This window comes from Spirosoma sp. (assembly GCF_026391055.1).
In the GTDB taxonomy this organism is placed as follows: Bacteria; Bacteroidota; Bacteroidia; order Cytophagales; family Spirosomataceae; genus Spirosoma.
The window spans coordinates 1-6451 of the sequence record NZ_JAPLET010000018.1 but is presented as its reverse complement, the minus strand read 5'-3'; the positions used below and the strand labels follow the sequence as shown (position 1 = coordinate 6451).

Here is a 6451-nt window from a genome sequence, read left to right as displayed (position 1 = left end):
CTCATCAGAATTTCTCCTTTTCCCTGTTCTACCTTTTGCAGGTTGTAGCCGCAGCAGCCTTTGAAACTACGGCCGATACTCGTTTTGGCAATCATGGTTCAACGGGTTTATCGAGTAGTTCGGCTAACTGCCGTAACAGCCGTTGGGCTTCGATGGCGATCGAGCGGATACCGTCGGCATTGGCTTTGTGGGCGATCTGGTTTAGGTTGTTCCCTAGCTTGGCCACCTGGTTCAGCGTAGCGTTTTCTTCGGTGGTTAGGCGTGCCTGGGCTTTGCCGGTGAGCACCATTTGCCGACCATAGTCCGACAGATTCAGCCCCGCTTTATCAGCTCGTCGCTTAAGAGCCAGCTTCTCCAGCTTGGTCAGACAGACCGTAATTTGCTGGTCTCGTTTGGGTTCAGTTGGGTTCATAAGCAAGCAGAGCGAGCGGTTTTTTCACCCCCGACAGTCGGAGGGGGGACAGCCGTTTCGACCCGACAAAAACCGACCGTAGGAAGGTTTTTTAGGGGTGAAACATGGCTGGCTACTCAATAAGCGAACTTACAAAATCGGCACGCACTGCGCAACAACGCAAGCTGTTTTTTTTCCCTTCTAATCAGTTTTGAGTTTACCCCAGCAGACGTTGCCAAAAGCTTTTCTTACCTTGTTCAGGCATTCGGTTGGCAATCCCTTCGACCATCTTAGTTAGGTGGTCGATCTGGTTCTGAATATCAACCGGGGCGGCTGGTAATTGGGATTGGGTGAGCTGGCCTTGTACTAAGCTGCGGATATCTTCATTGACGTACTGGCCGATGGTTTTACCCGCTCGTTCAGCGGCTTTCTCGATTACGGCCCGAGTGTCTCGCTCGACACCTCGGATAGACCAGGTAACAGGGTTGCTTCCTTTCGTGGATTCGATATTCTCGTTGGTTGAGTCAGAGGTGGTAGTAAGGTCTTCCATGGCTGTGTCTTACACGTGTAAGACACATAATTAGGCAAAATTTAGGTGTGTAAGACAAAAACCGAAAATTGTAAGACACCTAATAAGGGCTGTAAGACAAATCAGTAAAATTGTCTTACATGCTGTTTAGACTCACGTAACACTGATTATATAGCAATTACAGAGCTCTAGTTACAACCTTTGAGGGACTGTGGTAATCTGTCATCAAATAGATTTACTTTACTACCATGAAGCCTAGTCATTTACTGAGTACACTACTGATTGGAGTGAGTGTAGCTTGTCAAAAGGACACTTTGCCTGTACCCGTATCGGCTAACCCCGGTTGCTTTGACGATAATCCGGTCAGTCATCAAGCTAAGAACCTGAAAGGCATCGTTGGGTATCGACAGGATATAGCGGTATACACGATCAACTATCATGTACCAGGAACTATTGACAGTCAGTGGACGGGCTTAACCTGCAACTTACCGACCAGTTATCAGACCGTTGGCAAAGAGGTTACGTTTACTGGTGAATACCGAACCACATCGGGTAAAGTCGCTCCTCGATTAGGGGGAGAACAGATTTACTACCTGTATCTGTCCTCTGTTAAATAGGCTAGATTAACATAATGCTCACTTATACAACAAGAGTATCTGGTTTATGAAAAAGACATTATGCTCTGTACTAATTTCTCTTGTAGTCCTTTTACTAGCTTGTAAGAGTGATATTACGCCTATAGATACAGGATGCGTAGCACCAGAAGCCATTAAAAATATTGTTGGTACTTGGAACTGTGTCGCTCCAATTACTGGAAACAGTCGACATCAGTACTCAGGTACTATGTCCTTCAATGCCGACGGCTCACTGACTGATCCAGATACTTTATGGGGTCTCAGCTATGGTAGCATTCCAGTTACGAAAAGACTGTACACAGTGAGTAATGACATGTTAAAGCTATACTTCGTTACGAAGGAAGATACCTTACTAATGGAGGGAAAAATGGATGTAAACCAGTGTAATAAGATGATTTTTAGTGGCTGGTTTAATTCGTCAAATACTGACAATTTCAAACTTACTTTAACCCGTTAAGATATTAAACTAATGTTTGTCTCCTAAATGATTTAACCCGTTTCTCATTTTTTTCCATTAACATAAGTGTAGTTATGCAACAGGTCTAGGTAAAGTACAACTTACTGCCCCACAGTGAGTTAGTACTATTCCTAGACCTGTTGCATAACTAACGTTATGTTATTCGATTTAGCTAATATTTACGTTAAGATGACAACAGAGCATTAGTAGAAAAAAATACAATGAAGCGCATTGCTTACTGGGTTTGCTTAGTCTATTGCTTGGGAGCCTGTATGGACCCTCCTATCGACTCGAAGTTAAAGCTTATCAACAGTTCTAAGAGACCCATGTTGGTCGTCTACGCTGTTGATGGTCGTTCTGATCATGCAATAAATGGCTTGTCTGACTACAATCCATTTCAAGAAATTCAGCAAGCAGACACTACTCGAGGTTACCAGGCTGGATTATTGAAAGATAATCCAAAATATATAGCTCCTAATGATACCATTTCTGCTCATTTAGGAATGGGAAAATGGGAAGCTCATATCGGTAAAGGTAAATTATGGATATATATTTTTAACCCAAATACAGTTCTAGACAATGATTGGGATAGCATACGAATGGGGCAAAAATGGGAGAAGGTATACTCATTCACACTGGATCAAGTGGAGGACAGAGATTGGGTTATCAGATTGTAAAACCCTGTTATATAAGTGTGATTATGTAAAGTAAAGCCTCCTGAAAGCCTACCGCAAAAACCCGGAAAGCCTGTCGGAAGCCGCCTTTAAGCCACCTAAAAGCCTATATTACTACAGTATAAGCGGTGTCTGCGACGCGTTTATATTGATAGGTTTTTTTAGGCATAGAGCACCCCTAACTGTACGATTAGATTTACCTTTGGGAGCCTTGATTAACAAGGCTGTTGAAAAGAAAATGGGCTGAGGGAAACAGGTTCACCATGTCCTGTTTCCCTTCTTTTATCCCCTTTATCATGTCTGGCGTCAGCAACCCGTACAGTTAGGGGTGCCTTATGCCTAAGAAAACCTATCACTTTTAACCTCCCGCGTAGCGGGTCCGCTTTCAATCTTTCCAAACAATGAAGCCTGTTGAAACAGTTGCTTCTGGAATATCTTTGAAAGCTAGTTTAAGACGATCAACAATTTCTCCTAAAGGGTAAAAGATCCCGTTTATTTCGTAGCCTTCCTGCTGCATAAGTTCTTTCCGTTGAGCTGGTGTTATACGAGGATCTGTAATGGCCCTAGGCATACTTGTGTAAGCTAGTATTTCAACTTTTAACTGTTTTCCTGCTGCAAGCTTGATTTTAACTGTACCTGATTTTCGGATGAGCCGTTTGCCTACTGGGGTGGCTTCTACCTCCTGCGCTTCTACCTTTTCAATGTCTTTCATGGCTATAGTGTTGATATGAAAAAGCCCCGATCTGGCTTGAAGCTATCAAGATCGGGGCGCAAGTACGGTTAGTACGTGCATCAGTCTATCCCTGGCCGGTTGCTCCTCAGCAGAGCCGGTTTCCGTTTTGACTAATATCGTTAGGGGAGTTTCTCCCGCAAGATTTGTAAGATTAAGTCCTGGCCAGTTTTTAGATCGGCTATATCTCGTTGTACATTGGCTAACCCTTGCTGCATAGAAGTGGTCAGGTTAGCAAGTCCGTTAGCGGTAATATCTCCAGTTGCTTTAACTTGCTCTAATCCGGCTTTTGTACTGGTAGCCAATTCAATGAGTTGGCCCTGCCCTTCAATCAGGCGGTCAACTTTTTGAAGTACGTCAGCCATCAAGGGTTCTAACTGGTCAAGTCTGCTGTCTGGTGTCATTCTGCTTTGAGTTTACTGCTTTTTTTAGGTGTTTTAGCTTTGGCGTGGCCAATTAGCTGTGTATCAAATAAAGGTTTATCCTGTTCTGAATCAGCAATATATACGGCAGCGTCGAATAAGGCGTATCTTTTCCCACTAGCGTCTGATTTCCAAGCTATTTGCGCATTTACAGCATAAATATTTGTGCTACCAGACTTTACAATATCTACTGCTTTTTTCTCCTTGAGGTAGTTTGTGCAACGGAATATTGTTGTTCTGTGAAGTCCCATAGCTTCTGCAAGTGCTTCTTGGCTAACAACCAAAGCATTACGCTTATCCATATGCTGAAGTAGCCAAACGAAAACCTTAACAGCTGTTGGATTTTCACCTGTCATTTCAATGATTAGGTCGAGTTTGTCAACGTATAATTGGACAAACTTATCATTGACTAAGTCTACTTCTCCTGTATGGTAGTTAACTACCTCTTTTTCATGTGCCATAATCTATGTTGCATACCGTGAAACAACCTTGCATCATTCTGGCACAATAATAGCATTTTTATGCAACTTGACGTTGCAGAAAAAAAAATATTTCTTATTTATAAACTTCATTAAGATGAAAACATGTTGCACCAGCTATGCAACATCAATGTTGCACACTATGCAACATGACTTCACCTTATACCACTTATAATCAGTTAGTTAATCCTTTTTTTATTCTGTATCTCCTAACACACACTTTCACACCGTCGAAGACACCTATTTTTTCTTCCCCTTTGTCATTGGTTTTCCCTCTAATTGGTTTGCCTCTTGGGTCAACGATTTGGCTTGTTCAGCAGCTTCACGGGCTAGCTCCCGCTTCTCGTCGGCGGCTTCCTGCTCAACCACCCATTGCGTGAGTCCTGGCTCTTTGAACTTAGCTTCCATGAAATTGTAATAGTCCGGATCGGCCTGCTTGGTGTAACGAACCCGCCAATTGTCGTGAGCGTAAGCCTGAGCATAGTCTTCCCGCTCACTGCGCCAGCTCAGGGCTAGCCAGGTCACACCCACCAGTAACACCACCATCAACCCAAAGGCATACGCCCCATACCGCACATACTGACTCATAGTGTACTCGGGCCGTTGGCGGATTTGCTGCTCCATTCGCTCAAGCCGACTCAGCACCGGGTTCAAGTCGACGGTGGAGGCCGGGGCTTGCGTTGGGGCTTTGCCTTGTAACTCCTGCACCGACTTGGCCAATGCTTGGAGACTTTCCCGGTAATCGGGGGGCGTTGTCGTGGGTAACTGGCCCACTTTGGTTTGAAGCGCTTTGACATCGCGGGTCAAGCCTTCCAGTAATTCACCTAATAATTCGCTCTGTTCCATCTCACATACCACGGCCTAAGCCTTTTTTAGGGTGCTTTTCTTCGATTTGCAGGCCTTTCTTGGGTTTTTGCTCCTTTAGCCTGTCTTTTTCATGAGTGGCTTCTAAGGCCTGTTTTTGACGCAAACGTGCCTGTTGCTCCAACTGCTGCTGTAATCCGCCCAGACTTAAGCTTTGATGCAGTTTAGAGCCTTTGAAGGCCACTCGGATTTCTTCGCCTTGCTCGCTGTGGCCAACTTGCTCGAAGCTGATACCGCGCGGCTTTCCCGCTTGATCCCGGTTGACGATCAGCTGAATGTTGTAGTGGGCTAAGTCCTGGCGCAGCTCTTGGCTGGTCGTCGAACGGCTCACACTCTCCCGTACCTGGTCCCGCATCAGGATTCGTTCCCGGTCGCGCTCCGGTACTCGCTCCAGGCTCTGGCGTTTGGCCTGTTCCAGTAGGGGGGTTAAGCCGTGTTTCTGCTCGATCTGGCGCAAAAGGCTCTCTGATCGGTGGTAGTTGTAGCTATCGCTGACGGTCTGGCCTGTGTCGGTTACGCGGTTGGCCACGATATGGAAGTGGGAATGATCGGTGTCCTTGTGACGAATCACCACGTACTGCGTCTGATCAAGACCCATCCCTTTCAGATAGTCGCTGGCCACCGTTTTCATCAACTCTGGCTGGACCTGCAAGCGGGCCTCATCCTGGGGGCTGAAGCTAATAGCCGTGTGCCACACACTCCGGCTTAGATCGGGGTTCAAACTGGCCTGCCGCATGAAGTCGGCCACCATTGAGCGGGCATCGTACTCGCGTACGCCCTGACTCATTAGGATCTCGCCTTTCCCCTGTTCTACCTTTTGCAGATTGTAGCCACAGCAACCTTTGAAGCTACGGCCGATAGTCGTCTTGGCAATCATGGCTCAACGGGCTTATCCAATAGTTCACTCAACTGCCGCAGCAGTCGTTGAGCTTCGATGGCAATACTGCGGATACCGTCGGCATTGGCTTTGTGGGCGATCTGGTTGAGATTATTTCCCAACTTGGCCACCTGATTGAGGGTAACGTTCTCTTCAGGGGTTAAGCGTGCCTGGGCTTTGCCGGTGAGCACCATCTGCCGGCCATAGTCCGATAGATTCAGCCCCGCTTTGTCAGCCCGTCGTTTGAGGGCTAGCTTCTCCAGCTTGGTCAGACAGACCGTAATTTGCTGGTCTCGTTTGGTGTCGCTGGGAGGGCGGCCACCCCGTTTTTTAATGGGTTCAGTTGGGTTCATAAGCAAGCAGAGCGAGCGGTTTTTTCACCCCCGACAGTCG

The 6451-nt window shown here is 46.3% G+C and carries 11 protein-coding genes; 3 read left to right on the top strand and 8 right to left on the bottom strand.

The features are described from left to right. Nucleotides 1–91: 91 nt before the first annotated feature. Together mobC (NT073_RS10740) and NT073_RS10735 are read right to left on the bottom strand one after the other, a co-directional pair. A complete protein-coding gene (gene mobC, locus NT073_RS10740; protein ID WP_297372841.1) occupies nucleotides 92–412 on the bottom strand; it encodes a plasmid mobilization relaxosome protein MobC in 321 nt (106 codons plus the stop codon). Nucleotides 413–608: 196 nt separating this feature from the next. Continuing rightward, a complete protein-coding gene (locus NT073_RS10735) occupies nucleotides 609–941 on the bottom strand; it encodes a hypothetical protein (protein ID WP_297372838.1) in 333 nt (110 codons plus the stop codon). Between the two features lie 227 nt (nucleotides 942–1168). Here NT073_RS10735 and NT073_RS10730 point away from each other — a divergent pair, with 227 nt between their 5' ends. The 3 genes from NT073_RS10730 to NT073_RS10720 all read left to right on the top strand — a co-directional run bounded on the left by NT073_RS10730 (nucleotide 1169) and on the right by NT073_RS10720 (nucleotide 2689). Further along, complete coding sequence (locus NT073_RS10730) at nucleotides 1169–1537, top strand: hypothetical protein (RefSeq protein ID WP_297372831.1); 369 nt, start codon at nucleotides 1169–1171, stop codon at nucleotides 1535–1537. Nucleotides 1538–1583: 46 nt separating this feature from the next. After that, nucleotides 1584–2012, top strand: a complete 429-nt coding sequence (locus NT073_RS10725; RefSeq protein ID WP_297372828.1) for a hypothetical protein — start codon at nucleotides 1584–1586, stop codon at nucleotides 2010–2012. Between the two features lie 272 nt (nucleotides 2013–2284). Continuing rightward, a complete protein-coding gene (locus tag NT073_RS10720; protein WP_297372825.1) occupies nucleotides 2285–2689 on the top strand; it encodes a hypothetical protein in 405 nt (134 codons plus the stop codon). A gap of 382 nt (nucleotides 2690–3071) precedes the next feature. Here NT073_RS10720 and NT073_RS10715 read toward each other — a convergent pair whose 3' ends face one another. From NT073_RS10715 to mobC (NT073_RS10690), 6 genes are all read right to left on the bottom strand, one after another. Further along, complete coding sequence (locus tag NT073_RS10715; RefSeq protein WP_297372823.1) at nucleotides 3072–3398, bottom strand: hypothetical protein; 327 nt, start codon at nucleotides 3396–3398, stop codon at nucleotides 3072–3074. 140 nt (nucleotides 3399–3538) lie between these two features. Continuing rightward, on the bottom strand, nucleotides 3539–3820 hold the full coding sequence (locus NT073_RS10710) for a hypothetical protein (RefSeq protein ID WP_297372818.1): 282 nt from the start codon (nucleotides 3818–3820) through the stop codon (nucleotides 3539–3541). Continuing rightward, nucleotides 3817–4299 (bottom strand): replication/maintenance protein RepL, encoded by a 483-nt coding sequence (locus tag NT073_RS10705; protein WP_297372816.1) that lies wholly within the window; start codon nucleotides 4297–4299, stop codon nucleotides 3817–3819. Before NT073_RS10705 ends, NT073_RS10710 begins: the two co-directional genes overlap by 4 nt. Before the next feature lie 258 nt (nucleotides 4300–4557). Further along, nucleotides 4558–5163, bottom strand: a complete 606-nt coding sequence (locus NT073_RS10700) for a hypothetical protein (RefSeq protein WP_297372814.1) — start codon at nucleotides 5161–5163, stop codon at nucleotides 4558–4560. A 1-nt stretch (nucleotide 5164) separates the two neighbouring features. Further along, complete coding sequence (locus NT073_RS10695; protein WP_297372812.1) at nucleotides 5165–6058, bottom strand: relaxase/mobilization nuclease domain-containing protein; 894 nt, start codon at nucleotides 6056–6058, stop codon at nucleotides 5165–5167. Further along, entirely contained in the window at nucleotides 6055–6411 is a 357-nt protein-coding gene (gene mobC, locus NT073_RS10690; RefSeq protein ID WP_297372810.1) for a plasmid mobilization relaxosome protein MobC, read from the bottom strand. Before mobC (NT073_RS10690) ends, NT073_RS10695 begins: the two co-directional genes overlap by 4 nt. Nucleotides 6412–6451: the final 40 nt, after the last annotated feature.